This window comes from Halomonas litopenaei, assembly GCF_003045775.1.
GTDB classification, from domain to species: Bacteria; Pseudomonadota; Gammaproteobacteria; order Pseudomonadales; family Halomonadaceae; genus Halomonas; species Halomonas litopenaei.
Map to the genome: position 1 here is coordinate 1 of NZ_PXNS01000010.1, position 26,996 is coordinate 26,996.

Genomic DNA, 26,996 nt, shown 5'->3' on the forward strand with positions numbered 1-26,996 from the left:
TGAGGCTTGACCATATAACACCCAAAGGGTTTTGGTCGATGATGTCTCGAATCAATTGACGGATACGTGGGACGTATCGAGCAGGACTTTGTCAGTAGTGATGTACATTGCCTTTTTCCGCCTGACGACCATAGCGAGTGGGAACCACCTGATCCCTTGCCGAACTCAGAAGTGAAACCGCTCAGCGCCGATGGTAGTGTGGGGTCTCCCCATGCGAGAGTAGGTCATCGTCAGGCATTTATTCAGAATAAGCCCAATTCCGAGAGGAGTTGGGCTTTTTCGTACGCATGGGGAAGACCCCGCTTTTTATATGTGGGGCCGCACTGCGTGCGGTCCGGCCGCTCGCAAGCTCGCGTCGTTCGTCCCCCCTTGCGGCGTTGCCGCAAAAGCTAGGGGTGACTCACCCCCATGCGAGAGATAAGCTGCCTTGTTTCTAGTACAACTCCGGATACCGGAATTTTCCACAAGGTTAAGCTCGCTTTCTATAAGCGGGCGCGGGACGATAACCCCCTCGGCGCGGTCCGGCCTGGCTCTTCTCAAGGAGAAGCTCGCGTCGTTCGTCACCCCTTGCAGCTTCGCAGCAGCCCTTGTAAAGAGCTTCGGGGTGACTCACCCCCATGCGAGGGCGCTGGTGTTTGTGTGACGCCCGGAGGTCGTATACCCCTCCAGTGGCATGCTGGCATGACCGGAAAAAGACTCAAGCGTTGAACCATCGCGCTGTTCAGGGGGTGGTCATGCGGCGTCGACATTGTCATGCTTTTTTTACGATACGCTTGGAACGGGTTCCAGGCGCGTCGCCGGGTTCGATTCGCGCATGAGGCGCGGTGAATCCTTTCCCTTCAGCCACAGAGCTGTCATGAAATCGCGGAATCCTCCGTGCTTCCTTCATGCCCATCAGGGCGCCATTCATCTTTCCCAAAAGGAGAGTCCGACAGCCTGACCCTAGTCTGCTGTCGCTACCCACCACATGAGTCATACCACCGCTTCCTCCGACTCGCGGGCTTCTTCGGCCGGTTCTCGACTGGGTGATCCCATCGTGCTCATCTTGAGCATCGGCTTCATCATGGGCTTCGTCGCCCTGTCTGTGTACGACATCGAGATGGTTGCCAACGGCATTTCGGCAGGCTTCGCCTGGACCGCCAAGACCCTGGGCAGCTATTTCCAGCTGTTGTTGCTGGCGACCTTCTTCATCGCCATGGGCATCGCCGTGTCTCCCAGCGCCAAGGCGCGTATCGGCAATCTCGAGACGCCAGAGATCAGTACCTTCAAGTGGCTGTCGATGATCATGTGCACGCTGCTCGCGGGCGGCGGTGTGTTCTTCGCCGCCGGTGAGCCGGTCTATCACTTCGTGGTGACGCCGCCGGCCTTCGACAGCGAAGCCGGGACGGCCGAGGCCATTTCAGGGGCTCTGGCCCAGTCGTTCATGCACTGGGGGCTGCTGGCCTGGGCCGTGCTGGGTACGCTGGCGTCGGTGGTGCTGGCTCATGCCCACTACGTCAAGGGACAGCCGCTGCAGCCGCGGACCCTGCTGTATCCGGTGCTGGGCGAAAAGGTCATGAAGGGGCCCTTCGGTGGCCTGGTCGACGCTCTGTGCGTAATCGCCGTGGTGGCGGGTACCGTCGGCCCCATCGGTTTCCTGGCGACTCAGGTCAGCTTCGGTTTTCATGAGCTGTTCGGTGTCAGTGAAGGCTACAGCACCCAATTGATGGTGCTTGCTGCTCTGGGGGTGGTGTACGTGACCTCGGCGGTCACCGGAATCCACAAGGGGATCCAGATCCTCAGCCGCTTCAACGTGTTTCTGGCTCTGGCGATCGCTGCGACGATCTTTATCCTGGGACCGACGCTGTTTCTGACCGATGCCTTTACCCAGGGGGCGGGCGCCTATCTGAGCTCGTTCTTCGAGATGGCGACCATGACCACCCAGACCGCACCGGACTGGTGGATGCAGTGGTGGACAGTGTTCTTCTTTGCCTGGTTTATCGGTTACGGCCCGCTGATGGCGATCTTCGTCGCTCGGATTTCTCGTGGACGCTCCATCCGGCAGATGATTCTGGCGGTGGCGGTGATGGCGCCTGTGGCCACCATGATCTGGTTTACCCTGCTGGGTGGTTCCGGCATCTACTATCAACTGAGCGGTGCCATCGATCTGACCGAGGCGCTGAACAACTTCCAGTTTGATGTCGCGACCCTGACCGTGGCCCAGTCGCTGCCCGGCGGAAGCCTGATGGCCATGGCCATCCTGCTGTTGACCACCATCTTCGTGGCGACGACCGGTGACTCCATGAGCTACGCCATTTCCGTGGTCGGTGCCGGTCACGACGAGCCCAACGCACTGGTTCGTGCCTTCTGGGGCATCGCCATGGCGCTGATGGCCGCCATTCTGCTGAGAATGGGCGCAGGCCAGATCAGTGCCCTGCAGCAGTTTATCGTGATCACCGCCATCCCGGTGTCGCTGGTGCTGCTGCCGACATTGTGGACGGCCCCTCGGGCGGCTCGTCAGATGGCCAAGGAGCAGGGCATCCTGTAATCGGGACATCGCCTCTGTTGGCCGCGGCCTGATGGCTCTGCAGGTTGAGTCCTGATTGCGGCCTCCGCTCCATTGTCTGCCCCCGACGCTTGCGTCGGGGGCAGTTTCGTATAAGGCACAGCGGTCCGGCGGTCGCTACCGGATCGGCAAGTTGTGCGTCTTTCCACGCGAGCTTGTCTCAGCGTACCGGGTGTGTCGCACCTGGTGCGTCAAGCTGACCTTCGAGGCTGGGGGAAGGGCCGCGCGACTCGTCGCCAGGCGCCGTGACTGCTACCATGATCGACTTTCGTCGATCCTCTGGAGTGCCCCCGTGAATCTAACCACGCCGGCCCTGCTGTTTCCCGCCATTTCATTGCTGTTGCTGGCCTATACCAACCGCTTCCTGACCCTGGCCGGACTGATCCGCAAGCTGGCGGAGCAGGTAAAGGAGGGGGAAGAGGATCACGTCACCCAGATCCGACTACTGCGCCGGCGCATCTCGCTGACCAAGCGAATGCAGATCGCCGGGGTCTTCAGCTTCCTGCTGTGTACCCTGTCGATGTTTGCGCTGTTCCTGTCATGGACGCCGCTGGGTATGCTGCTGTTCGGCATCAGCCTGGCATCGCTGTCGATATCCCTGGTGTTTTCGTTGTGGGAGGTGGTGATCTCCACCAACGCCCTGAATGTTCAGTTGAAGGATATCGAACTGACCGCCGAGGGACGCGCCGGACTCGACTGGAGAAAGAGAACCTTTACCCATGACGCCTGATCAAATCCTTCTATTCTGTCGCCCGGGGTTCGAGCCGGACCTGGCCGCCGAGCTGACCGACCGCCTGCACGCTGAGTTCCTGGCCGAAGGCGAGGGCGCCAGCGTCGAGCCCCTGATGGAGGAGGGGCTGGTCAGGGTCAGCATGGACGGCGAGCACCCGGCCAATGACTTGCATCGTCGCCTGCGTCTCGACGAGCTGGTATTTGCCCGCCAGTCGTTGCTGGCCCTGCCGGAGCTCTCGCTGTCCCGGGACGATCGGCTCTCGCCCATCTTCGAGCAGCTCAAGGCCTGTGGCTGGAGCTTCGAGTCGATCTGGCAGGAGACCCCGGATACCAACGAGGCCAAGGCGCTGAGTAGCCTGTTGAAGGCGTTGGAGCGCCCGCTCAACTCCCAGCTCAAGAAGCGTGGCGCCTTGCGCCGCAAGGCGGGAGGACGACGGCTGCACCTGGTCTGGCGTGACGGTGACCGGGTCCAGCTGGCGATGAGCTTTCCCGGCAATCGCAGTGAATTCCCCGGCGGCATTCGACGTCTGCGCTTCCCCCACGCTGCGCCAAGCCGATCGACCTTGAAGCTCGAGGAGGCCTGGCATGAATTCGTGCCGCGTGACGAGTGGGACGAGCGGCTCGGGGAGGGCATGCAGGCGGCGGATCTTGGTGCTGCCCCGGGGGGCTGGACCTGGCAGCTGGTGCAGCGGGGGATGCAGGTCTACGCCATCGACAATGGCCCCATGGACAAGGCCCTGATGGCCAGCGGCATGGTCGAGCATCTGCGTGAGGATGGCTTCGTGTGGGAGCCGCCGATGCGCCTGGACTGGCTGGTCTGCGACATCGTCGACAAGCCCTCGCGCGTCATCACCATGATGGAGCGTTGGCTGTTGCAGCGCTGGTGTCGCGAGGCGGTGTTCAACTTGAAGCTGCCGATGAAGAAGCGCTGGGAGGAGGTATCGCTGTGTCTTTCCGGCCTCGCGTCACGCTTGCAGGAGGCCGGGGTTCGGGCCGAAATACGCTGTCGTCACCTCTATCACGACAGGGAAGAGGTCACCGTGCACGTTCGCCTCGATTGAGGCGGCGACACGGGCAGCAGATGGGCGTGGGTCAGTAGGCCGGTTCGAAGATCCGGACGTTCTCTGCCTCGGTCAGCAGCGGCTGGACGTGCTGCATCACTCTTTCTCGGGCCTCGCTGTTGTACCATGCCTTCCAGGCGCGCAGATCGCGCCACTTGGTGATCATCAGACGGCGGTCGGAGCGTCCTTGTTCGACCAGGCTCTCGCCGCCGAAGAAGCCATCGGCGCCCAGCGACTGGCGCATGGCCTCTCGTGCGGCCTGCTCGTATTCTTCTTCCAGGCCCGGCATGATGCGGCGCTCGATGATGATCTTGATCATGCTTTCACTCCAACTCCGAGGTATTGATGGTGGATTCTTCCGATGCGCTGCCCGCAAGCGACAAGGAACTGGATACCAGCGGTCTGTTCTGCCCTGAACCGATCATGATGATGCACAACGCGGTGCGGGACATGAGTCCTGGCCAGGTGCTCAAGGTCACGGCGACAGATCCGGCGACCACCCGAGATGTGCCCAAGTTCTGCCTGTTTCTCGGGCACGAGCTGGTGGAGCATCGCAGTCTTGAAGATGGCTCGCACTTCTACTTTATCCGGCTGGGATGATATTGCCGAGGGAGGGGACTCAACGCTTGAGCCCCCTCCCCGGTGGTGACGCTGATCCTGACGCTCCTTCCGACGCTATTCTGAGGCTTCCTCATCGTCGTCAGGCATGACCATCATGGCCAGGGCTTCCAACGTCGCCGGGTCTTCCTGGCGAATACGATTGGCGATCTGGCGCTGGAAGAAGTACACCACCCGGTGTCGGCTGTGGCCCGGGTAGAGACAGGCGTCGCCGGGCAGTACCGGGACGGTTTCGATCAGGTTCTCGTCGGCCAGCAGGGACTCGATGGTGCCGTCGCTGTACAGGCGCCAGCCGAAGACCTGCTTGAGCTGCCAGGGCGCGCCTTCCTCGTCCATGCACAGGGCGTGGGTACCCTGATGATCCGGCAGGCTCTGGATCAGGGTGGTTTCGCGGGTATCCTCGTATTCGAAGTAGGCCGCCGCGTGGGCCAGTTCCATTTCCTTGTGTTCCGGGGGCTGGTCGAACAGCTCCTCGGTTTCCGGATCACGGTAGCCGACGAAGTGACCGTGGTCCGGATCGTCGAGCTGCTCGCATGGCGTCAGCGACTCCATCCACGGGACCAGCCCGACAATATCGCCGTTCTCACGCATCCCCCAGGCCAGTATCGGCATGCCGTACAGGGTATCCGGGTGCGCGTCGAGTCGGTACACCATCTCCAGTCCATCGAGCTCCGGGGCCAGGCGAACCAGGCGTCTGCGGGCCAGTTGGCGTTGGCGCATGCTCTCCAGGTCGATGACCCGAGCGGGGCGGGGTGACAGTGGAATGCCCATGATCTCCCTCCAGCGGCTGCTTGCTTACGGCATCGCATCTCGGCCCGGGGCCGGACGCTGCGCTCTACGTCCCTGTTCTCATCAATAGCACAGACTCATCAACTAGCGTAAGTCCTCGTGGGTATCACAGCGTTGACGCCATTGCTGACGCAACCACAGGTGATCGTCTCGTACGCGCACGAAACTTGCCAGTGGCGTGGTTTCGCTGTCCAGGTCGAGCCATTGCCGGCGGTAGTCCTGAAAGGCCTGGCTGCCCGCCACATGGGCGTCCAGCAGTCGGTCCATGCCAGCGAACCAGCGTAGCGCCTGCGTCTCGAGGCGCTCAAGTGACGCTAGGGTGTCGCCTTCCTCGGGCAGCGTCGTCGTCTGTGAACATGCCGCATCAGCGCCGGTCCGGTCGTCGTCTGAGCCATGGCGGGAGGCGAGGGCGCTCTCAAGCAGTCGACTGGCTTCCTCGAGGCGTTGGCTTGCCAGCATCAGGGCGCGCATCAGCTCGGCACTCAGTGGACGATCCCGCAGGGTGGCAAGCGCCTGTTCCAGTGGCCCGGACTCTGGCGTCCACTGGCGGTCGAACTGATGGATGACCGCTTCGTTCAGATAGCCAAGCGCCGCAAGCTGCTCGTCGACCGCCGAGAGTTCGTCGAGAGGCAGGGGAGAGCTTGCCCGCGAGAAGCTGCCGGTCCACTCCTCGGAGGAGACCAGGGCGTTGTAGCTGGCCAGCGGTAGCTGGCGTGTCTTGATGTCGGTCAGGCGAGCCAGGCGCTGGCGGTCACCCTCGGCCAGGGCGTCGGCGGCCTCGGCGTTCCAGCAGGCGCTGAGGCGGCGCCACAGACGCAGCTCGTAGAGCCAGCGCTGGCTGGGGGCGGCGGTCTTGCCAAGCTGGTTGTTGCGCTCGGCGACCAGGTTGGCGATATGGCAGCCGCGCAGGGCAAAGACGTCGAGCATGCCTTCCCTGATCGGCGGGATCTCGAGCGTCAACTGACGGCGTTCGGGGAAGTCGCCGATGTTGGCCACCGGCGCGGGCTCCGGTGGTGGCTGGTCGAGTGCCTCGGCTAGCCGCTGTTGATAGGCCAGCAGATCACGTTCCAGCGCCGAGTCGCCACAGCCCACCAGCAGCGACAGGCAGGAGGCGAGCAGCAGCGGTCGCCACCGGCCAGGACGAAAGCCGTTCATGCTCAGCCGTCCTCCGCGCGCCTGGCAACGCTTCGGGCCTTGCGCCGGAAGCGCTCACCGAGCAGCAGCGCGGCGACGGTCAGCCCCGCGATCAGCCCGATCCAGTAGCCGTGTACCCCCATCGGTTCGATCCAGTCGCCAACCCCGTAGCGTCCCAGCAGGTGGCCGCCGCCGAGGCCGACCAGCCAGTACGCCAGCAGGGTGATGAACATGATCACCCGGGTATCCTTGTAGCCGCGCAGGGCGCCGGCGAGGGCCACCTGCAGGGAATCCGATACCTGATAGAGCATCGCCAGCCCCACCAGCGACAGGGTCAGTGCCTGGACCTCGACGTTATGGGTGTAGAGCCCGACGATGGTCTCCGCCGTCAGCCACAGCAGCAGGCTGTTGAACAGCGCCACCAGTAGCGCGATCAGGATGCCGTTCCAGGCCACCAGTCGCGCCAGCCGAGGGTCGCCACCGCCGAGGGTGTTGCCGACCCGCACCGTCAAGGCCATACCCAGTGACAGCGGCAGCATGAACAGTACCGAGGTGTAGTTGAGCGCCACCTGGTGCGCGGCCACCACGATCTCGCCGAGGCTTGCGATAAACAGCGCGATCAGGGTGAACAGGGTGACCTCGACAAAGATCGCCACACCGATGGGAACGCCCACGTAGAGCAGTTCGGCGATCATCCGGGGATTCGGACGGGTGGGCGAGTGCCACAGCTCGATACTGCCATAGGCGCGGCTCTTCTGGGTGTAACGGACCATCGCCAGGGTCATCACCCACATGGCGATGGCGGTGGCGATGCCGCAGCCATAGGCGCCCAGTGCCGGCAGGTCGGCCAACCAGCCGGGGGTGGCGTCGCCCAGCAGGCGAGTAAAACCGTCGCCACCGTAGATCAGCACATAGTTGCTGGGAATATTCACGGCAAGCCCGATCAGGCTGATCCACAGCGCCGGTCGGGTATGATTGACCCCGTCGGAGAACGCTCGCAGTGCCAGAAAGATGGCGACGCCGGGCATTCCGAAGGCCACTGCGCCAACATAGTCACGCGCGCGTTCGGCCACCTCCGGCGGCACTTCCATCCAGGCGAATACCGGCGCCACCGCCAGGCGCAGCAGCAGCGCCGAGACCAGCCCCAGTACCAGGCCCACCCACAGCGCCTGGTGCACGTTGGGGCGAATGCCCGCCTGGCGCCCCCCCCCCAGCAGCTGGGCGACGATCGGCGTCAGCCCCATCAGGGTTCCGGTCATGAACAGCATCAAGGGCATCCACAGACTTGCACCGACGGAGACCGCGGCGAGGTCGGTGGCGCTCTGGCGGCCAGTCATCATGATATCGACGACGCTCATGCCGGCCTGGGCCAGTTGGGCGCCACAGATGGGCAATGCCAGACGGATCAAGGGCCAGCTCTCGCGGCGGCTGGTGGCGCCGAGGCCGGTGGGGAAAGGACGCACGTTGGTGGGCTCCATGCAAAGAATACGGGCTTCTTGCCCTGGTGCCTTGAGTCAGCGGGCCGCTGTCGGGACAGACGGCCAAGAGGTGATCGCCGGGCGAGCGCCGACTCGGGACACGGGGTACCGTGAGAGTGTACCAGCGATGCACCATCTTGGCGCCGCAGGCCCTGGTGCCAGAGCGCGAAGGCCGAGCGCCGTCATCGGTGTCTGGTCAATCAAACCAGCGATGTCGCCAGAATAGAATGCTTCGAGAGTTTGGCTGTGCGCCAAGCCTTGGTATCCTTGCCGGCTCGCGCCAATCGGCATCGGCCACTGTTCTCGCCAGGCGGGTTCGGCCATCGTTGTCGGCAGGCGCCCTTGGCAAGCGCCCTCGCCAACATCGCTCGGTAGTGGCGTTGGTCAACAACCCGCCGCCGCTTTAGTCAAACGCCCGACGTGAAGGAGCCCTCGTGGAGCACCGCCTGGAAGACGTGATCGAACTGTTCGATGGGCTGTTTCTGGGCCCCTGCAATACCCGTCTGGTGCGTGGCGGTGATGAGCCACTGTATCTGCCCGCCGACGATCAGGTGCCCTGGCATCGGGTGATCTTCGCACGGGGCTTTTTTGCCAGCGTACTGCACGAGGTCAGTCACTGGTGTATCGCCGGGCCGCGCCGGCGACTGCTGGAAGACTACGGCTACTGGTACGAGCCTGACGGTCGCAGCGAGATGCAGCAGCAGGCCTTCGAGAAGGTCGAGGTGGCGCCCCAGGCGCTGGAGCGCATCTTCAGCGAGGCGGCCGGGCTGACCTTTCACGTCAGCGTCGACAACCTCGGCGAGGTGGAGGTCGATCGTGAAGGCTTCGCCCGACGGGTGGCCGAGCGTGCCCGCCGTTACCGTGACGAAGGACTGCCGCGCCGTGCGGCAGCCTTCGAAGCGGCGCTGCGCGGCTTCTATCGGCAAGGGCTGGCGTTGAGCGAGGCGATCGAGCTCGGACGAGAGCAGCTCGAGCCTGCCATCGCCTGATGGTGTCGGTCACTCGATGACGTCAAGATCATCGGGTAGCAGCACCCTGCCATCATAGTCGGCGCGAACCTCGTCAAGCACGCTCTCCCGCGGGGCCGAGTAGTGCAGAACATGGGTCAGCACCAGGGTGCCGGGACGCGCTTCCCGGGCCAACTCTGCCAGTTCATCGCTCAGCGTGTGGGCGTATTGATGGTAGGCCTGCCACTGCGGTGACAGTTGTTCCCACCCCTGACGGCTGATCACCTCGTGGATCAGTACGTCTGCGCCGCTTGCCTGGCGACGCACTTCCTCGGAAAGCGACGTGTCACCCGAGATCACCAGGGTCAGGTCATCGGTGACGACCTTGTAGCCGTAGGCCTGCTCCCAGTCTCCATGAGTTACCCCGAAGGCGTGGATGCTGATGCCGGGTGACTCGTGGACCAGCCCCTCCTTCTCGATTTCGGTCACCAGGACCCTGGCCGCCGCTGGATTGGTGACAGGGCTCTTGTCGGCCAGGCGCGTATTGGTGTCCTCGGCCAGCATGGTGTAGACCCCTTGGCTCATGGCCTCGGTACCCACCGGGCCGACCACCGAGATGGGCTGTTCGCGGCGCCACCAGTAGGTGCCGAGCAGTTCCGGGTAATCCAGTACATGGTCGCTGTGGAGGTGGGTCAGAAACAGCCGCTCGATGTTCACCGGGGCGAGCGCTTCGATGCCCATTCGCTCCTGGGCCTGGCTGGCGCGCTCGACGACGCCGGGGCCAACATCGAAGAGATAGGCCTCGCCATCATGGATGACCGCGACCCCCGAACCGGCCCGCTCTCCGTCGGGTACCGGGGTGCCGGTGCCCAGCATCACGATACTGGTGTCGGCCTGGGCGGCGGTGGACAGGGTTGCGCTGAAAAGGGCTGCGCTGGCCAGGGCCAGGAAGGTGGCGATGGCGCGGGGGGCAGGTCGGGGGCCGGCAAGACGCCGGGGCTGGGCAAAAGACGTGGCAATGTTCGTGGCAATGTTCGTGGCAATGGGCATGGGCTCACTCTCTCGAAGCTTGTTGTTCGTATAGCGCACTTAAGTTCGATTTGTTGGGAAGAACAAGCCTGGCCCGAGAGGAGGGAGGAGACCAGTCGACCAAGGTATACCGCGACCACCACGCCGGGGTGACGCCAGCCGCTGCTTTGCTTCGCGCCGGGAGGGGCGGTACTGCTTCGTGACCAAGCGATAGTTCGCGAGAACGCCTGAAGCCCTGGTAACAGGGGATGGAGCTATGGGAGGGCTGACGGGAGGACTGCTGGTAGGACTGACGGCCCGAGTCGCACCGTCAGCGGTCGCATTTCGTTTGCGGTCTCAGTCGCTGTCGCTGAGTCGCTTGTGCAGATGCAACATTACCTCTACCTCCTGCTCCGGACGCATGGGCTCGAGGCCCAGTTCGGCAAACAGCTCGTTGCGGGCGCGCGCCCACTCGCCAGGATCCAGGTCGGGATAGAGGGATTCTGCCGGGGCCAGCTCGACGAAGGGGTCGAGACCGTAGGTGTCGAACAGCCGTGAGATGGCCGCCTCGTCGTCGAATACGCCGGCGGTCAGCAGGGTGGCATTGAAGTGATCGGTTTCCAGTTCACGGATCACGTCCAGCGGACTCACGCCGATGCTGGCCAGTTCCTCGCGGCTGTAGTCGCCGAGGGACACCGTCTCGGCATCGAGCCAGTCCTCGTCGGGCTGGATCAGGGTGTGCTTGATGCGGCCATCGTCGAGGCTCCAGGCGATGGCCAGGGGCAGATCGCCGTCGCCGCCGGTCTCCACGGCGATAAAGGCAGGCATGTCGCCCATGTCAGGACTCCTTGATATCGAAGAAGGCGCGGGCCGTCGCGGTGCTGCTGGCGGCAAGCTCAGCTTCGCTTTCGCCGCGCCAGTGGGCGATCTCTCGCACGATCCAGGGCAGCAGCGCCGGCTCGTGGCGGCGGCCCTTGAGCTTGGCCGGCAGATTACGCGGCAACAGGTAGGGACAGTCGGTCTCCACCATCAGTCGATTGGCGGCGATGTCGCCTACCAGATCACGTAGATGATGGCCCCTGCGCTCGTCGCAGATCCAGCCGGTCAGGCCAATGTGCAGGTCAAGATCCAGGTAGCCGTGGAGCGTCTCGCGATCCGCGGTGAAGCAATGTATCACCGCCCGTGAAATATCATCTCGCCAGGCGCCGAGGATGTCACGCATTCGGGCACCGGCGTCGCGCTCGTGCAGGAACAATGGCAGCCCCGACTCGGCAGCCAGGGCGAGTTGCGCCTCGAAGGCGCGTTCCTGTTCGGCCGGGGTCGAGAAGTTGCGATTGAAGTCGAGGCCACATTCTCCCACCGCGACCACTTGGGGCTTTTGGTGTAGCTCGGCCATGGCGGCTTCGAGCTCCGGACCCCATTCGCTGGCCTGGTGCGGGTGGATGCCGGCGGTGGCGTAAAGGCCTTCGTGGGCCTGGCACAGGGCCACCGCCTGTTCGGCATGCTCACGATCGGTACCGGTGAGAATCAGCGTCTCGACGCCGGCCGCGCGGGCACGGGCGAGGGTGGCATCGATATCGTGGGTAAAGCTCTCGTGGGTCAGGTTGGCGCCGATGTCGACCAGAGGGGCAGGCGAGTGAAAGCGCAGCGGCTCCGGCAGCGGGTTCGGCAGCGTCTCGTCTGGGGCTGGCTTGTCTGGGACGGACAACGCGGTCTCCTTGGGGCGGCTATATCGATGGAGGCGCATTGTACCTGTGTGTCGGCGGCACAACCACGTGGAGCGGTGCTCGAGGTGGCCATGTCGCTGATCGCGTGGTCTCTGATTTTGACTCTCAGGTGGGATCGGTCATGCCAGCAGGAGGGGGGCATGAGGTACACTGTCGCGATGATCAAGCGAAGAGGTGAAGCGTGACCCTGCTACGATTGGAGCAGTTGCAACTGGCCTATGGCCACCATGTGTTGCTCGACGGTGCCGACCTGGTGCTCGAGCGGGGAGAGCGGCTGGCGCTGGTGGGCCGCAATGGCACCGGCAAGTCCACGCTGCTGAGACTGGTGGCGGGCGAGAATCAGGCCGACAGCGGCACCATCTGGCGCGCCCCAGGCCTCAAGATCGGGGTGCTCGAGCAGGACCTGCCCGAGGCCAGCGGCGAGACCATCTTTGATGTGGTGGCCCAGGGCCTGCCCGAGGCCGGCGATCTGCTGTCCGAGTATCACCATCTGGTGCAGTCCGAGGATCCGGACATGAACCGCATGGCCACGCTGCAGACGCGGCTGGAGGCCATCGACGGCTGGTCGTTCCACCAGCGGATCGATGTGGTGCTGACCCGCCTGGGGCTGCCCGAAGACGCCGAGATGTCCTCGCTGTCGGGCGGCTGGCGCCGGCGGGTGGCGCTGGCTCGGGCGCTGGTCGCCGAACCTGATCTGCTGCTGCTCGATGAGCCGACCAACCACCTGGACCTGGATACCATCGCCTGGCTCGAGGAACAGCTTGCCGCCTTTGCCGGAGCGGTGCTGTTCATCACCCACGACCGCGCCTTTCTGTCGCGTCTGGCCACCGGCATCCTCGAGCTGGATCGTGGCAAGCTCGGGCGCTATCCCGGTGACTACGCCACCTACCAGGCCCAGAAGCAGCACGAGCTTGAGGTCGAGGCCCGGGAGAACGCCGAGTTCGACAAGAAACTGGCCCAGGAAGAAGCCTGGATTCGTCAGGGGATCAAGGCCCGACGTACGCGCAACGAAGGACGGGTGAGGGCGCTCGAGCAGTTGCGCCGCGAACGCAGCCAGCGGCGCGAGCGCCAGGGCAATGCTTCGCTGACGGTAGATACCGGCGAACGCAGCGGCAAGCGGGTGGTGGAGCTGTCTCACGTCACCCAGCACTTCGAGGATGCGACGGTCATCCGTGACCTGAATATCGAGATTCAGCGTGGGGATCGTATCGGTCTGATCGGGCGCAATGGCGCCGGCAAGACCACCCTGTTGAAGATCCTGCTGGGCGAACTCGAGCCGAGCGAAGGCACGGTGCGGCTGGGGACCAAGCTTCAGGTCGCCTACTTCGACCAGCTCCGCGCCGGGCTTGAGCCTGAGCGCACCGTCTACGACAACGTGGCCCAGGGCAGTGATCGGGTCACGGTGGGTGGCAAGGACCGCCACGTGATGAGCTACCTGCAGGACTTTCTGTTCTCGCCGGAGCGTGCGCGTCAGCCGGTCAAGGCACTGTCCGGGGGCGAGTCCAACCGCCTGCTGCTGGCCAAGCTGTTCACCCAGCCGGCCAACGTGCTGGTGCTCGATGAGCCGACCAACGACCTGGACGTCGAGACCCTGGAGCTGCTCGAGGAATTGTTGCTCAACTTCGACGGCACCCTGTTGCTGGTATCACACGACCGCGCCTTCATGGACAACGTGGTGACCAGCGTGCTGGCCTTCGAAGGCAGGGGGCAGGTACGCGAGTACGTCGGTGGCTACAGCGACTGGGTCCGCCAGGGCGGCAAGTTGCCGCCGGCGCCCTGGGAGGGTGCGGCGCGCCAGCGGGTGGAGCCGACCGCGGATGACGCGGCACCGGCGCCGGCATCCAGCAAGACGGATACGGCGGACACGGCCGCAGCGCCAGCCAAGGCCAAGCCGGTCAAGCTATCCTACAAGCTGCAGCGGGAGCTCGATGGCCTTCCGGCGGAGATCGAACGGCTGGAGTCTGAGGTGGCCGAGCTCGAGGCGGAGGCGGGCAAGCCCGACTTCTACCAGCAGCCATCCGGTGTGGTCACCGAGCGTCTGGCGTTGCTGCAGGAGACTCAGGAACGCCTCGACGCGGTCATGGAGCGCTGGATGGAACTCGAGGCCATGGCCGCCGGCGAGTAGACACGGACGCGCTCTGGCCCCTTTGCGTGGTACCGAGGAGTCGCTCGAAAGGCGCCTTGCGAAAGGAGCCTCGCCCGTCCACCGCTTGGGTGGACGGGCGAGGGCAAGCTCCCGGGAATGAACGGGGCAGTGGGCGCGATGCGGTTGCCGCGAGGTGCGATCCGGTCAACCGCTGGGGTTACTCTTCGCTTTCCTTGCCGACGCGCACGGCCAGTACGTCGCACTGAGCACCATGGAGCACGCCGGTGGAGGTGGAGCCGAGCAGCAGGGCGAAGCCATGACGGCCGTGGGAGCCGACCACAATCAGGTCGACGTCGTGCTCATCGGCGAAGCGATGGATCTCGGTATCGGGCATGCCGACGACCACGTGCTGGTCGTCGCGCGCCACGTGGGCATCGGCGATCTCGGCCAGGCGCTGCTTGGCATGGTCGTCCAACTGGTCCTGGATGCTGGTCAGGTCCATGGGGATGTCGCCCCCGTAGGCAAAGCCGAGGGGCTCCAGCGTATGCATGATCGACAGCTTCGCGTGGTTGCGATCGGCGATCTGCAGCGCGCGTTCGAGGATCTTGTGGGAGTCCTTGGTGAGGTCCACGGCCACCAGCACATGACGATATTCATTGCTCACGGGACTACGCCTCCAGCGGCGGTCGGTTGAGAAAAGGTCTGTGCTTCCACTCTAGGCCGCCAGTCCCGTCAAAACAATGCTGATGATCAACGATTTTTCTGAGGAAACCGTATGTTGTGGCTGCTGATCCTGGGGGTGGTAGGAATGGTCTTTGCCCCGGCCATGTGGCTGCGCCCCACCGCCCGAGAGCGTCGTCAGGGGTCGCTGCGCCAGGTGGCGATCGAGGCGGGGGCCAGCGTCAAGCTGGAGACGCCACCGCTGCACGGCGAGATCGACAAGATGGCGGCCTATCGCTGGGTCTATCCGAGCCAGCGGCCTGGCCCACGTTTTGTGCTGGTACGCACAGAACGTGCCAGCGAGGCGCTCAAGTCGTTCGACTACGACAATGGCTGGCGCTGGCGGATTCAGCCGCTGGAGCCGTTGCCATCGGTGATCAATGCGCGACTGTCGCGTCTGCTGACCCAGTTGCCCGAGGACGCCTGCGTGGTCGAATCCAGCGACAAGGCCTTGACGCTGTGGTGGGAAGAGTCGCTGGAGGCTGACGCCTTCGGCAGCCTGGCGGCGCCTGCGACGGCGCTACGCGACGCCCTGCAGGGACGTCCGGATCGTCCCGCCGCCAATTTGCCGAACTCGCCGCCCTGATATTGGCGGCTCTAACTTGGACGATGGCGATCGACCACCCAGGATCGAACAGGGCTGCGGCATGCTGGGTATCCGGCCCAGGTGTCAGGGCGGGCCTTGAAGGCGATCTCGGCGAGGCTCTTGCTGGACTCGTCGGGCTCAGGTGTCAGCGCTGGCAATCATCCGGCGTCAGCAAGGCCTGACCGTTGGCCTCGATGCGGCTGAGCATGTCGCTGAGTCTTTCCTGTTCCTGCTCGTCCAGCCCCTTGAGCATCTCTTCCCTGGCCTGTTGCACGATGGCATCGATCTTCTCGAGCAGAGGCGTCGCCTGCTTGGTCAGGTGCACGCGTTTGGTGCGGCGATCCTGGTCACACGGACAGCGCTCGACCAGGCCCTGCTCGCAAAGCTGATCCAGCGTCCTGACCAGCGACGGCGCCTCGACGCCGATGGCCCGCGCCAGGTCGCACTGGGGCTGCCCGTCCGGCATGCGCCACAGGTGATAGAGCGTCACCCACCGCGTCTGGGTCAGTCCCAACGGTGCGAGGCGCTGATCGAGCACCGCACGCCAGATGCGTGGTGCCCGAGACAGTTGAAATCCGATGTTCTCGTTCATAGTGATCAAGATCGCAAGGCTGCAAATGATTTGATTGTCCGAACGCAGCGGCGGTAATGCAAGCCAACTCCCTCCTTTGCTTCGAAACTGCGCCTATTCTTCACTCTTCGGGGGTACAGCCGCTCCCTGGCTGTCGCTCGCTCGCGACTCACGACTCACGCCCTGTCTCACCGTTGTCGTGTTCCCCTTCATCGTCTGCTTGCGGCGCTTGCTCCTCCTTGCCCTCGCGATCACCTTTCTGTTCAGCCGGCTGCTCGCCTGCCGAATCGCTCTCCCTCGTCTCGCCGCTTTGTCCCGTGTCATCTTTCGGCTCACCCGCATCCTCTTCAGCAGGGGCTGGCTCCTCGTGATTCGGCGGCTCTTGCTGGCGTGCCTTGTCGGATGCCATGTCCGGTGTCTCCTGCTGTCCCTCGGGACGGGCGGTCAACCAGCGCAGCCTGAGGCCGGGAATGCCCGCCTGGGTATCGATGCTGGCGTCGGCGGTGGTCGCCGCCCCAGGGTCTTCGGCAACCTCGAAGCGCAGTACGCCGATACGTTGGCCGCCGGCGGTCATCACATCGATGCGCCAGCTGCCGCTGCTGGCCTCGGGGAAGTTCTGCTTGCGGGTCCAGGCGCGATAGCCCTCGGCGCGTCCGCCGTAGATATTCAGCGCGATGCGGTCGACGAGTTCTCCCTCGTGGCGCCACTCGTGTACCACCTCTTCCTTCAAGCCGCGTGGCGCATGGATTGCGGTGTAGGCATAGAGCCCTCGGGACGACAGCGCCTCCGGTGTCAGCGCCATGGAGCCCTGCGGCGTGCGTGCGGCCTCGTCGAAGGCCGGCGACAGGGCGCTGCCGGACAACCACAGGGTCGCCGGCGGCACCCACACCCGGCCCAGCCAGGCGACCCCGGCCAATAGCGGTAGCAGCGCGAACATCGCCAGCCAGCGGGCGGGACTCATGGGGCGCAGCAGATGCAACAGACTCGGCAGGCTGAATACCACCATGGCCACGGCGGCCGCCAGCATGCTCTGACCGGTACTCAGGTGCAGGACCAACGGCAGGGTCACCAGCACCACCAGGAACACGCACTGGGCGTGGAACACGAAGTAGAGCCAGCGCTTGCGTTCGGCCAGTCGGTAGTAGAGCGGATCAACGATGGACAGCACCGCCATGCCAAGCATGAACAGGGTGAACAGCGCCTGACCGCTGCTCCACACCGTGGTGGCGACAAGAAAGGGTAGGGCGAAGAACAGCGTCTCCTGGTGGATCATCTGGGCGATGAAGGTGGTCACGCCACGGGGCAGGGCAGGATAGCCGCGCCGCACCATCAGGCGTCCGATCAGACTCTCCGACAGCAGCAGGGTCCAGGCCAGCAGCATGCCCCCGGCCAGCAGCACGCCGAGCCACTGCTGGCGCTCGACCAGAAAGAAGCTGGCGACACCGGCAGCGAAGGCCAGCGGTGGCCACAGCCAGTGCCAGGGCCGCAGACGCGCTACCCAGGTCTCGATGAATCGCTGCGTCGCGTTGAGGGTGGTGCGCTGAGGGGGCGAGGAGGGCATGGCGTGGTCCGCGGCGGCTGGGAGGGGCATGCTATCAGTATGCTTAAACGCTGGTGAAGCGCCGCTGCATGCTTCAACGCCTCGCAAGCCCTCTAAGGTATTGGTAGGGGTTGACGGAAGTGAATCTTTGCACCAAGCTGGCGAAATCAAACGGGCGTATGAATGTCGCCTGGCCCATCGATTGTCGGGCCCTTTCCGGATGACACGGCATGACTTCAGTGGAGATGCGTGGATGATCTATCAAGGCAATGCCATTTCGGTGGCTCGCAATGGCGACGATATCGCCACTCTGACCTTCGACTTGAAGGATGAATCGGTCAACAAGCTCTCTGGCGCGGTGATCAAGGAGCTGGGCGAAGCGCTGGACGCGGTGCGCGGCGAGAGCGGCGTCAAGGGCCTGATGCTGAAAAGTGCCAAGGACGCCTTTATCGTCGGTGCCGACATCACCGAGTTTCACGCCATGTTCGGCAAGGACGAGGCGGAGATCCAGGGCATGCTCGAGCAGGTCCACGGTATCTTCAATGGCCTCGAGGACCTGCCCTTCCCGACGGTCAGCGCGATCAACGGCCTGGCCCTCGGTGGCGGCTGTGAGGTGGTGCTGTCCACCGACTTCCGCGTGATGACGCCTGACGCCAAGATCGGCCTGCCCGAGACCAAGCTCGGTATCGTCCCCGGCTGGGGCGGCTGCGTGCGTCTGCCCAGGGTGATCGGCGCCGACAACGCCATCGAGTGGATCGCCGGCGGCACCGAGAACCGTGCCGACGCCTGCCTCAAGGTCGGCGCCGTGGATGCGGTGGTGCCCGCCGATGACCTCGAGGCGGCGGCGCTCGACATGCTGGCGCGAGCCAACGCCGGCGAACTCGACTTCAAGGCCCGGCGCGAGGAAAAGAACAGCGCGCTGAACCTCAATCCGGTCGAGCAGATGATGGTGTTCGAGACCTCCAAGGGATATGTCGCCGGCAAGGCCGGGCCGCACTATCCGGCGCCGGTGGAAGCGATCAAGGTGATCCAGAAGGGCGCCGGTGAAGGTCGTGCGCGGGCCCAGGCGATCGAGGCCAAGGCCTTCTGCAAGATGGCCAAGACCGACGTCTGCTACAACCTGGTCGGGCTGTTCCTCAACGACCAGGTGGTCAAGAAGAAGGGCGGCAAGTACGCCAGCAAGGCGCAACCGGTGCGCCAGGCGGCGGTGCTCGGTGCCGGCATCATGGGCGGCGGAATCGCCTACCAGAGCGCCTCCAAGGGCACCCCGATCCTGATGAAGGATATCAAGGAAGACGCCATCGAGCTGGGCCTCAAGGAGGCGCGCAAGCTGTTCGGCAAGCAGGCCTCCCGCGGCAAGCTGTCCGTCGAAGGCGTGGCCGAGAAGCTCGCCAACATTCGTCCGACGCTGTCCTACGGTGATTTCGACAATGTCGATCTGGTGGTCGAGGCGGTGGTCGAGAACCCCAAGGTCAAGGGTGCGGTGCTCAGCGAGGTCGAGCAGCAGGTGAGCGACAACACCATCCTGGCGTCCAACACCTCGACCATCTCGATCACCCGGCTGGCCGAGAACCTGAAGCGTCCCGAGAACTTCTGCGGCATGCACTTCTTCAACCCGGTGCACCGCATGCCGCTGGTCGAGGTCATCCGTGGCGAGAAGACCAGCGACGCTGCCGTTGCCGCCACCGTGGCCTACGCCAAGGCCATGGGCAAGACGCCGATCGTGGTCAACGACTGCCCGGGCTTCCTGGTCAATCGCGTGCTGTTCCCCTATTTCGGCGGTTTCAGCCTGCTGGTCGAGAAGGGTGCCGACTACCAGCGCGTCGACAAGGTGATGGAGAAATTCGGCTGGCCGATGGGCCCGGCCTATCTGCTCGACGTGGTCGGCATGGATACCGCGGTGCACGCCAACGCGGTGATGGCCGAAGGCTTCCCCGACCGCATGGCGCGTGACGCCAAGACCGCCATTCAGGTGATGTTCGACAACGATCGCCTGGGGCAGAAGAACGCCAAGGGCTTCTACGCCTACGAAGAGGATCGCAAGGGCAAGCCCAGAAAGGTCAGCGACGAGGCCGCCATCGAGCTGGTCAAGCAGGTGGTCAGCGAGAACCGCGAGTTCTCCGACGAGGAGATCATCGCGCGGATGATGGTGCCGCTGTGCATGGAGACCGTGCGCTGTCTCGAAGATGACATCGTCGGCACCCCGGCCGAGGCCGACATGGCGCTGATCTACGGCATTGGCTTCCCTCCCTTCCGAGGTGGTGCGCTGCGCTATATCGATGCCATGGGCGTGGCCGAATTCGTCGCCCTGGCCGACAGCCTGGCCGAGGAGCTCGGGCCGCTGTATGCGCCCACCGATGGCCTGCGTGAGATGGCCAACAGTGGCAAGACCTTCTACGCCGACGCCAAGTGACCCCACCAGACAGGAGAAGACAGATGAGCTTGAACCCGAGAGATGTGGTGGTGGTCGATGGTGCCCGTACCGCCATGGCCAAGGCCAAGAACGGTGGCTTCCGCCACGTGCGTGCCGAGAACCTGTCGGCGGCGGTGATGAATGCGCTGCTCGAGCGCAACGCCGCCGTTGATCCCGGCGAGGTGGATGACGTCATCTGGGGCTGCGTCAACCAGACCCTGGAGCAGGGCTTCAACGTCGCACGCAACGCCCAGATCATGACCGCCATGCCGCGCAGCGTGCCGGCCCAGACGGTCAACCGCCTGTGCGGCTCGTCGATGAGCGCACTGCACATCGCCACCGCCAACATCAAGGCCGGCATGGGTGACGTCTACCTGGTCGGTGGCGTCGAGCATATGGAGCACATCCCGCTGACCCACGGCATCGACGTCAACCCCAGCGCCAGCAAGCACGCCGCCAAGGCGGCGATGATGATGGGCATGACCGCCGAATTGCTGGGCAAGCTGCACAGCATCTCCCGCGAGCAGCAGGACAGCTTCGGCGTACGCTCCCATCAGCGTGCCTACGAGGCCCAGCAGAGCGGCGCCTTTGACCGCGAGATCATCGGTGTGGAAGGCCATGACGCCGACGGCCGCCGGATTCTGGTCAAGCGTGACGAGGTGATTCGTCCCGAGGCCAGCCTGGACAGCATGGCGGGCCTCAAGCCGGTGTTCGATCCGCGTGGCGGTACCGTCACCGCCGGCACCTCCTCGGCACTGTCGGTGGGCGCAAGTGGCATGCTGGTGATGAGCTACGAACGCGCCCAGGCCCTTGGTCTTTCGCCGATTGCTCGGGTGCTTTCCACCGGAGTGTCCGGCTGCGACGCCTCGATCATGGGCTATGGCCCGGTACCGGCGTCCCAGAAGGCGCTCAAGGCGGCGGGACTGAGCATCGATGACATCGACACGGTGGAGCTCAACGAAGCCTTTGCCGCCCAGGCGTTGCCGGTACTCAAGGACCTGGGGCTGCTCGACGTGATGGACGAGAAGGTCAACCTGCACGGCGGCGCCATCGCCCTGGGTCACCCGCTGGGCTGCTCCGGCACCCGTATCAGCAACAGCCTGCTGAACGTGATGCGGCGCCAGGACACCCGCCTGGGTCTCGCCACCATGTGTATCGGCATGGGGCAGGGCGTGGCGACCGTGTTCGAACGCCTCGACTGAACTCTTGCCGCCTTCGGGCGGAGCAGAGCGGAAAACGCCGGCACTGTCTGACAGTGCCGGCGTTGTTGCGAGAGTGCAGTGTACACGCGCAAGTCATTCAACCGCTGGATGCTGCCGTGGCCATCATCTGATCGTGGCAGAGGCGCACCATGGCGCCTCCTCGTCCCAGTGGCACGATCTGACCGACGTTGTCCGGCGGGTTCTGCTGGTCCGATGGTTCGACCACTTCCTCGAGTTCCACCCTGTAGCGATGTCCGGCGAGGTGGGTCAACACGAACCGATGGCCCTCGGGCATCTCGGCGGAGGCCGGGAGGAGCCGGCGTACACGATCCAAGACCTCCTCTGACAATACCTCATCCTGCTTTTTGACCAACATCCAGCCAAGCTGCGTCACGATCCCCGCGACGGTAGCGATGGGGCCCGGGTAGAGCTGCCAGAACTGGGTGAAGGTGGGGCCGCGGGCGATCGATACGCTGACGTACTCGGGGCCGAAAATGATGATGAGAACGGCGATGATCAAGACAATCAGCGACACCGCAATGACCAGATAGCCAAAGACAGTATCACCGGTGTAGGAGGGACCTTCGAATTCGATCGGTAGGTCCTCCAGCGTCTGCTGTGCATCCATGCGCATCTCCTGTGGCTCCGTTGGCCGGAGCCGTTGTACTTCCCTGTAGACCCCGACCTCGCCGTGATTTACGGCATCCCTTGAACGGACGAGTATCGAGTGAGTGACGCACAGTCCGGGCGACATCAGGCATCTTGCCAAAGGCCCATCTGTACGTTGGTGAGAGTGTCTCCAGAGGGACCGTGGCCTGGCAATGCCGAGGCTTTATGCGACCTATCTAATACGCCATTGGCGATGTGATGGTGCATAGTTACGAGGTCTTGGCCTCGACTCCCAGTGCATCGCCACCGTGATAACGATGCTGGCGCCACGCTTATCCTCGAGCCCCGGTGTCCGTTCAGCGATCTTGTCTGGGCATATCGCTTGCGCCCGACAGCGGGGACCTGCGTCGTGGGCACCGGCTGGCTCCGCAGGAGACTGTCGCAGTTTGCGACAGTCTCCTGATCAGGCCGCTGCTTGTGCACAGTGAGTGTGTGGTAATTATTTGAAAAATAAGTTTTTGCTATGCGCTGGCGTGAATGTTTCATGGCCTTTGCAGGCGAAGGAGTCCTACTCCTGTCGATATAACAACAACGCTCAAGGAGAAACTGCCGTGACGAAACTCCGTCCGAGACCAGGCCTGATGGCGCTAGTGCTGTGCGTCCTGCCGGCAAGTGGCATGGCCGCAGAGGGCGCGCAACTGGTCGATCGCTACTGTTCCGGCTGTCATCAGCCGCAGGCAGGTGAAGGAAGCTGGAGTCGCATCAGCGCCCAGCGCAAGACTCCGGAAGGCTGGGACATGACGATCGCGCGCATGGGCATCATGCACGGGGTGCAGGTGCCCGGCGAGGATCGTCGGGAACTGGTCAAGTACCTGGCCGACAGCCGCGGTCTCGCCCCGCAGGAAAGCGCACCAGAACGGGCGCTGATCGAACGTCGTCTCAACCGTGTCGAGTCCTTCGACCATCCCACCTTTCAGCAGATGTGTGCCCGCTGTCACACCGGCGGTCGGGTGCTGCTGCAGCGGCGTACCGAAGAGGACTGGGCCAAGCTGGTCAACTTCCACGTGGGCCAGTACCAGACCCTGGAATTCCAGTCCAACGCACGGGATCGCGACTGGCTGGGCGTGGCGTTGAACGACATCGTGCCCTGGCTTGGCGACAACTTCTCTGTGCAGACGGATGCGTGGGAGGCCTGGCAGCAAGCGACACCGGTGGACCCGACCGGACATTTTCAGATGTGGGGAAGCTGGCCAGGTCAGGGCGCCTTCGTGGCCGCAGTCGACATCGAAGCGGCGGAGGGCGACGACGCCTATCGCATGACGGTGGATGGTCACTTCCTCGACGGTCGCGACTTGCAGGGGCAAGGAATGGCGACCCTGTTTACCGGCTATGAATGGCGTGCCCAGCTGACCCTGGATGGGCAGTCGCTTTTGCAGGTGCTGGACTTCTCTCAGGACATACCCAGCGGCCGCGTGCTCGATGCCGACGACGAAGCCATGGGCATGCCGGTGACGTTGCTGCCTGAGGCTCAGGAGACCGCCATCGAGGCGGTGCTGCCGCGCGGCCTCAAGGCCGGAGAGCGCACTACGCTCGCGGTTATCGGCACTGGTCTGGACGCGGATGCACTAGAGGTCGGTGAAGGCGTCGAGGTGATCGAGGTGCTGAAGCAGGAGAGTGGCCTGCTGTTGCTGGAGGTGGCGGTGGACGGCTCGGCGACACCGGGATGGAGGACGCTGCGACAGGGAGACGCAACGCTTGAGCGTGAGCTCGCCGTCTACGACAGGGTGGATCGTCTGGAGATATCCCCGGACTTTGCCGTGGCGCGGGTCGGTGCTGAACAGACGCCGGCGGTGAGTGGTGTCTTCCGGGTCGAAGGCTACCTGGAAGCGGAGGGGCAGCAGCCCATCGCACTGGGCGAGGTGCCAGTGAACTGGTCGGTGAGCCCCTGGGACGAGACCGCAGAGCAAGACGGAGACGTCACCTTTGCCGGGGTCATGGACAAGGCCTCCGGGATCTTCTCGCCGAGCGGTGCAGGCCCCAACCCCGAGCGCAAGTACGACACCAACAATGCCGGCAATCTGCGCGTCAGCGCAACGGCCAGGGGGCAGTCCGAGGCGGTCAGCGATGACGCCCAGTTGATCGTGACTGTGCAGCGCTGGAACAACCCGCCGCTGCGCTGAACCGGGTTCACCGATGTTTTTATCAGGAGTCGAATATGGGCATGCTCAAGACGATCCCGGACAACCTGCACCGGGTCCAGGTCGACGGTGATCCGCTGTGGTTTCACATTCCGACGACCAGCCTGTTTACCCCGGACGCGCTGTCCGAGGATATCCTGCGCCAGCTGGACGACGCCCAGGGGTTGTCGCCGGAGGCTCTTGGCCAGGCGCTGGTCGAGGGTGGTCATGGCCAGCTTAGCGTGGCGGAACTTGATGACCGCCTGGCCCAGCTGAAGGCGCTCAAGCTGGTCACCGAGGGCGACGTCGTGGCCTTCAATCCACGCGTGGAGGTGGAGGAATTTCCGCTTTCCACGGTGGTGCTCAACGTCAATACCGGCTGCAACCTGGGCTGTAGCTACTGCTACAAGGAAGACCTCGACAATCCGCGTGACGGCAAGAAGATGGATCTGGCGACGGCCCAGGCATCGATCGAGCTGATGCTGAAGGAGGCCCCCTGGCGGGACCGCTACAATGTGGTGTTCTTTGGTGGAGAGCCACTCTCCAACATGCCGTTGATCCGTGAGGTGGTGGACTGGGCCGAGACTCGCCTGCACGGCCTCGGCAAGCAGGTGGACTTCACCCTGACCACCAATGCCACCCTGCTCACCGAGGAAAGAATCGCCTACTTCGACGCCCACCGCTTCGGTCTGACCATCAGCATGGATGGTCCAAAGGCGATCCATGACAAGAACCGTATCGCGGTCAATGGCCAGGGTACCTATGACCTGGTCGCCCGGCGTATCAAGCCGCTGCTCCAGAATTACCGCTCGCGGCCGATCGGCGCCAGGGTCACCCTGACCCGCGGTGTCACCGACGTGGTCGGTATCCACCACCACCTGGTCAATGAGCTGGGCTTCCATGAAGCGGGCTTCGCGCCGGTGACCTCCGGCGACATGGCCGAGTACAACCTGAGCGCCGAAGAACTCAAGCAGGTCTTCGACGGTATGGTCGAGCTTGGCGAGCGGGCGGTGGCCTGCGCCCTGGAGGGCGGAGATCTGGGGTTTGGCAACTTCAACCAGCTGTTGACTGATCTGTGGGAGGGGCGCAGCAAGGCGGTACCCTGCGGTGCCGGCCTGGGGCTGGTGGCGGTGGATCACCAGGGCGACGTTCATCTGTGTCACCGCTTCACCGGTTCCAGCATGCCGACCTTTGGCAACGTGGAGACCGGGCTCAAGCATGACGAGCTCAAGCAGTTCGTAGAGGCGCGCAGCGATCGCAGCCAGCGCGGGTGCAGCGACTGTCGCATCCGCAACCTGTGCTCCGGTGGCTGCTACCACGAAAGCTACGCACGCCACGGCGATCCGATGACACCGACCTATCACTACTGCGACCTGATGCGAGACTGGGTGGATTTCGGCATCCAGGCCTATGCACGCATTCAACGTGGCCGACCGGACTGGTTCGATGGCCCTCTGGCCAGGAGGCAAAGCGCATGAACGATAACAACAAGACTCCAAAATCCCTGCAGGCGCTCGGTTTGACGCCGATGAACCAGAAGGCGCGTCGCCTCGATCAGGCCGGTACCATGGCCGAGCGCGACGAGGTCCAGGCGATGCAGACCATCGCCGGCTGCACCTCGAGCTTCGATCCGGGCTGGGAGGTGGATCCCTTCGGCGGTGTGGCCGCCCTGTGCCAGCCCATGGAGGCCGACCTCTATGGCTGCGCCGATCCGTGCTGGTGGCCTGCTCAGGTGCCCGACACCATGAATACCTATCCCGACTGGGACAAGGGTGCACCCAAGGCTGAACGCGACTGGCGCAAGCTGGACAGCGTCTATCCGACCGGGGAGGACTCCTGATGAGCGACTATCGTTACTGGCTGGCGACGGCCGCTCTGGTGGTTGCTGCACCGCTCTACGCTCAGACCGAGTCGAGCCAGGCCGAGTCACTTCAGACCGAGTCACTTCAGACCGAGTCGGTCGGGAGCACCGCAGACACTGGGGCTCCCCGGGAATATCTGGTCACCCTGACCCGTCCCGACAAGCTCCACCTGATCGATGCCAGCAGCCGCGAGGTAGTGAGGACCTGTGCGCTGGGTGGAGCCTTTGGGCCCGGCGCCATCCAGCTGTCCCCGGATGAGCGTACCGCCTACGTACTGCACAATCGCTGGGAAGACGTGGTCGGGGTCGACCTGACCAACTGTGAGGAGGTGTTCAGGGCACGTCAGTCCCGCGGCAACGAGCGGGTCAAGTCGATCGCCTCGCTGGCGGTGAGTCCGGATGGCTCGCGACTCTACACCGTACAGAATCCGGTAGAGATGCTGATCGACGAGTATCGGGTGAAGCCGCCTCGGCTGGCTGTCTTCGACACCTCGGCGGGTCTTGATGCTGAGCCTCTCAAGACCTTCGAAGTGCCCCGCCAGATCACGACCATGGCCACCGACGCCGAGGGTCAGTTGTACATGGGCGGCGCCGACATCTACCGGGTGGATCCCGCCAGCGGCGAGGTCGAGATTGCCATCGCCAACCGCCACTGGGACCGTCCGGGGTTCAGCGCACCGGACTCTCTGGCCATGTGGTCCACCGGCGAGGTGGCCGACGAGTACTTGCGACCCTACACAGTGGCCGAGCTGGATGACCAGGGTGAGCCCAGTGCCTATCACTGGGGGATCAGTCGGGTCGACCTGACCACAGGAGAAACCGAGAACAAGGAGATCGGCCCGTTCGAATTCCTGATCTTCTCCATGGTGTCCGACCCGAACAACCGAGATGATCTCTACGGCGTCTACACCCAGCTGAGCCACTACGACGCCGCTAGCCAGGAGCTGAAGAAGGTGATCGATCTCGATCACACCTACTACAACATCAACTCCTCCCATGACGGCGAGACGCTCTATGTTGGCGGTGCATCCAGCGACATCGCCATTTATGATAAGGCGTTCAATGATCTAGGACGTATCGAGCTGCCCGGTGACATGAGCACGGCGACCCTCAAGGTGGCCCGTTTCTGATCACCTGGTCTTTACCCTGGGCTCGCCCCTGGACGCCGGTTCCTGGCAGGAATCGGCGTCCT

The 26,996-nt window shown here is 64.0% G+C and carries 24 protein-coding genes, 1 rRNA gene and 1 pseudogene; 14 read left to right on the forward strand and 12 right to left on the reverse strand.

All coding sequences use genetic code 11. From position 1 onward, the window contains the following. The first annotated feature begins 120 nt into the window (after positions 1-120). From rrf to rlmM, 4 genes are all read left to right on the forward strand, one after another. Positions 121-236, forward strand: a 5S ribosomal RNA gene (rrf, locus tag C6W88_RS15995). Between the two features lie 731 nt (positions 237-967). Continuing rightward, positions 968-2,527, forward strand: a complete 1,560-nt coding sequence (locus tag C6W88_RS16000) for a BCCT family transporter (protein ID WP_108133202.1) — start codon at positions 968-970, stop codon at positions 2,525-2,527. Positions 2,528-2,837: 310 nt separating this feature from the next. After that, positions 2,838-3,275, forward strand: a complete 438-nt coding sequence (locus C6W88_RS16005; protein WP_045992979.1) for a DUF2721 domain-containing protein — start codon at positions 2,838-2,840, stop codon at positions 3,273-3,275. Further along, positions 3,265-4,338, forward strand: coding sequence for a 23S rRNA (cytidine(2498)-2'-O)-methyltransferase RlmM (rlmM, locus tag C6W88_RS16010; protein WP_045992978.1), 1,074 nt, complete (start codon positions 3,265-3,267; stop codon positions 4,336-4,338). The genes C6W88_RS16005 and rlmM overlap by 11 nt, the downstream gene beginning before the upstream one ends. A gap of 31 nt (positions 4,339-4,369) precedes the next feature. Here rlmM and C6W88_RS16015 read toward each other — a convergent pair whose 3' ends face one another. After that, complete coding sequence (locus tag C6W88_RS16015; RefSeq protein WP_045992977.1) at positions 4,370-4,657, reverse strand: antibiotic biosynthesis monooxygenase family protein; 288 nt, start codon at positions 4,655-4,657, stop codon at positions 4,370-4,372. 26 nt (positions 4,658-4,683) lie between these two features. On the opposite strand from C6W88_RS16015, the gene tusA reads away from it, so the two are divergent. After that, the gene (tusA, locus tag C6W88_RS16020) at positions 4,684-4,938 is read left to right on the forward strand and encodes a sulfurtransferase TusA (protein WP_108133203.1); all 255 of its coding nucleotides are present in this window, start codon (positions 4,684-4,686) and stop codon (positions 4,936-4,938) included. Positions 4,939-5,013: 75 nt separating this feature from the next. Here tusA and C6W88_RS16025 read toward each other — a convergent pair whose 3' ends face one another. The 4 genes and pseudogenes from C6W88_RS16025 to C6W88_RS16035 all read right to left on the reverse strand — a co-directional run bounded on the left by C6W88_RS16025 (position 5,014) and on the right by C6W88_RS16035 (position 8,342). Next, the gene (locus C6W88_RS16025; RefSeq protein ID WP_108133204.1) at positions 5,014-5,727 is read right to left on the reverse strand and encodes a hypothetical protein; all 714 of its coding nucleotides are present in this window, start codon (positions 5,725-5,727) and stop codon (positions 5,014-5,016) included. Between the two features lie 98 nt (positions 5,728-5,825). After that, entirely contained in the window at positions 5,826-6,053 is a 228-nt protein-coding gene (locus C6W88_RS22120) for a hypothetical protein (protein ID WP_375038301.1), read from the reverse strand. Between the two features lie 100 nt (positions 6,054-6,153). Further along, positions 6,154-6,900: pseudogene (locus C6W88_RS16030) on the reverse strand (DUF3080 family protein); the annotation flags it as partial. Positions 6,901-6,902: 2 nt separating this feature from the next. Then, the gene (locus C6W88_RS16035) at positions 6,903-8,342 is read right to left on the reverse strand and encodes an MATE family efflux transporter (protein WP_231498674.1); all 1,440 of its coding nucleotides are present in this window, start codon (positions 8,340-8,342) and stop codon (positions 6,903-6,905) included. A 449-nt stretch (positions 8,343-8,791) separates the two neighbouring features. On the opposite strand from C6W88_RS16035, the gene C6W88_RS16040 reads away from it, so the two are divergent. Further along, entirely contained in the window at positions 8,792-9,346 is a 555-nt protein-coding gene (locus tag C6W88_RS16040; RefSeq protein WP_108133205.1) for an elongation factor P hydroxylase, read from the forward strand. A gap of 9 nt (positions 9,347-9,355) precedes the next feature. Here C6W88_RS16040 and C6W88_RS16045 read toward each other — a convergent pair whose 3' ends face one another. The 3 genes from C6W88_RS16045 to C6W88_RS16055 all read right to left on the reverse strand — a co-directional run bounded on the left by C6W88_RS16045 (position 9,356) and on the right by C6W88_RS16055 (position 12,020). Next, on the reverse strand, positions 9,356-10,354 hold the full coding sequence (locus C6W88_RS16045; RefSeq protein WP_108133206.1) for an MBL fold metallo-hydrolase: 999 nt from the start codon (positions 10,352-10,354) through the stop codon (positions 9,356-9,358). A gap of 315 nt (positions 10,355-10,669) precedes the next feature. Then, a complete protein-coding gene (locus C6W88_RS16050) occupies positions 10,670-11,149 on the reverse strand; it encodes a hypothetical protein (RefSeq protein ID WP_108133207.1) in 480 nt (159 codons plus the stop codon). A gap of 1 nt (position 11,150) precedes the next feature. Continuing rightward, positions 11,151-12,020: a TatD family hydrolase gene (locus C6W88_RS16055; protein WP_231498675.1), complete on the reverse strand. Its 870-nt coding sequence runs from the start codon at positions 12,018-12,020 to the stop codon at positions 11,151-11,153. A 200-nt stretch (positions 12,021-12,220) separates the two neighbouring features. Between C6W88_RS16055 and C6W88_RS16060 the strand changes: the two genes are divergently transcribed. After that, positions 12,221-14,164 (forward strand): ATP-binding cassette domain-containing protein, encoded by a 1,944-nt coding sequence (locus C6W88_RS16060; RefSeq protein ID WP_108133209.1) that lies wholly within the window; start codon positions 12,221-12,223, stop codon positions 14,162-14,164. Between the two features lie 178 nt (positions 14,165-14,342). Here the strand turns inward: C6W88_RS16060 and C6W88_RS16065 are convergent, their stop codons facing one another. Next, the gene (locus C6W88_RS16065; protein ID WP_045992968.1) at positions 14,343-14,789 is read right to left on the reverse strand and encodes a universal stress protein; all 447 of its coding nucleotides are present in this window, start codon (positions 14,787-14,789) and stop codon (positions 14,343-14,345) included. Positions 14,790-14,900: 111 nt separating this feature from the next. Between C6W88_RS16065 and C6W88_RS16070 the strand changes: the two genes are divergently transcribed. Next, positions 14,901-15,431, forward strand: a complete 531-nt coding sequence (locus tag C6W88_RS16070) for a preprotein translocase subunit YajC (RefSeq protein ID WP_108133210.1) — start codon at positions 14,901-14,903, stop codon at positions 15,429-15,431. A 145-nt stretch (positions 15,432-15,576) separates the two neighbouring features. Here the strand turns inward: C6W88_RS16070 and slyA are convergent, their stop codons facing one another. Together slyA and C6W88_RS16080 are read right to left on the reverse strand one after the other, a co-directional pair. Beyond that, entirely contained in the window at positions 15,577-16,023 is a 447-nt protein-coding gene (gene slyA / locus C6W88_RS16075) for a transcriptional regulator SlyA (protein WP_045992966.1), read from the reverse strand. Between the two features lie 148 nt (positions 16,024-16,171). Continuing rightward, positions 16,172-17,563 carry a DUF5924 family protein gene (locus tag C6W88_RS16080; protein ID WP_108133211.1) on the reverse strand — a complete coding sequence of 464 codons (1,392 nt, stop codon included), beginning with the start codon at positions 17,561-17,563 and terminating at the stop codon, positions 16,172-16,174. Positions 17,564-17,795: 232 nt separating this feature from the next. Between C6W88_RS16080 and fadB the strand changes: the two genes are divergently transcribed. Together fadB and fadA are read left to right on the forward strand one after the other, a co-directional pair. Beyond that, positions 17,796-19,955: a fatty acid oxidation complex subunit alpha FadB gene (fadB, locus tag C6W88_RS16085; RefSeq protein ID WP_108133212.1), complete on the forward strand. Its 2,160-nt coding sequence runs from the start codon at positions 17,796-17,798 to the stop codon at positions 19,953-19,955. Positions 19,956-19,978: 23 nt separating this feature from the next. Then, positions 19,979-21,157: an acetyl-CoA C-acyltransferase FadA gene (gene fadA, locus C6W88_RS16090; RefSeq protein ID WP_045992964.1), complete on the forward strand. Its 1,179-nt coding sequence runs from the start codon at positions 19,979-19,981 to the stop codon at positions 21,155-21,157. 97 nt (positions 21,158-21,254) lie between these two features. On the opposite strand, the gene C6W88_RS16095 is transcribed toward fadA, so the two are convergent. Continuing rightward, entirely contained in the window at positions 21,255-21,785 is a 531-nt protein-coding gene (locus tag C6W88_RS16095) for a hypothetical protein (RefSeq protein WP_108133213.1), read from the reverse strand. A gap of 592 nt (positions 21,786-22,377) precedes the next feature. Between C6W88_RS16095 and peaA the strand changes: the two genes are divergently transcribed. The 4 genes from peaA to peaD are packed head-to-tail and all read left to right on the forward strand — an operon-like array spanning position 22,378 to position 26,934. Beyond that, positions 22,378-23,946: a quinohemoprotein amine dehydrogenase subunit alpha gene (peaA, locus tag C6W88_RS16100; protein ID WP_146164676.1), complete on the forward strand. Its 1,569-nt coding sequence runs from the start codon at positions 22,378-22,380 to the stop codon at positions 23,944-23,946. 41 nt (positions 23,947-23,987) lie between these two features. Beyond that, positions 23,988-25,421 carry a quinohemoprotein amine dehydrogenase maturation protein gene (gene peaB / locus C6W88_RS16105; RefSeq protein ID WP_308812441.1) on the forward strand — a complete coding sequence of 478 codons (1,434 nt, stop codon included), beginning with the start codon at positions 23,988-23,990 and terminating at the stop codon, positions 25,419-25,421. Continuing rightward, on the forward strand, positions 25,418-25,783 hold the full coding sequence (gene qhpC, locus C6W88_RS16110) for a quinohemoprotein amine dehydrogenase subunit gamma (protein WP_108133216.1): 366 nt from the start codon (positions 25,418-25,420) through the stop codon (positions 25,781-25,783). The genes peaB and qhpC overlap by 4 nt, the downstream gene beginning before the upstream one ends. Next, entirely contained in the window at positions 25,783-26,934 is a 1,152-nt protein-coding gene (peaD, locus tag C6W88_RS16115; protein ID WP_108133217.1) for a quinohemoprotein amine dehydrogenase subunit beta, read from the forward strand. The genes qhpC and peaD overlap by 1 nt, the downstream gene beginning before the upstream one ends. Positions 26,935-26,996: the final 62 nt, after the last annotated feature.